At 77.2% G+C, this 346-nt stretch carries 1 pseudogene; it reads left to right on the top strand.

Features of this window, described 5'->3' with window-relative positions:
- Positions 1–346, top strand: a pseudogene (locus A4V12_RS39870) (lyase); the annotation flags it as partial.

Below are 346 nucleotides of genomic sequence, written 5' to 3'. Positions count from 1 at the left end.
CCGCCAACCCGTCCCCCCCCCGCCTGGCCGCGCCCGGTGCCCCCCCCGCCCGTCCCCGCGCCCCCATGCCCCCCCCCCCCCCCCCCCTGTGGCGGGCCCCCGCCTTCGCCCCGCCCCCCGGCATCCCCCAGAGCTCCCACCGCCTGTGGACCATGACCCAGGCGTACGTCCAGCGGGGCACCGGCCAGACCGGCGAGCCCGGCCTCCTCGCCGACGTCCTGCGCGGCCTCGACCACCTCGCCGAGCGGATCTACAACCCCTCCACGACCCGCTACGGCAACTGGTGGGAGTGGCAGATCGGCAGCCCACGCCTCCTGATGGACATCGTCGCCACGCTGTACGAAGC

The sequence above is a fragment of the Streptomyces noursei genome (genome assembly GCF_001646665.1).
In the GTDB taxonomy this organism is placed as follows: domain Bacteria; phylum Actinomycetota; class Actinomycetes; order Streptomycetales; family Streptomycetaceae; genus Streptomyces; species Streptomyces lavendulocolor.
The sequence above is the reverse complement of the archived record's forward strand: the minus strand, read 5'-3'. Positions and strand labels throughout refer to the sequence as shown.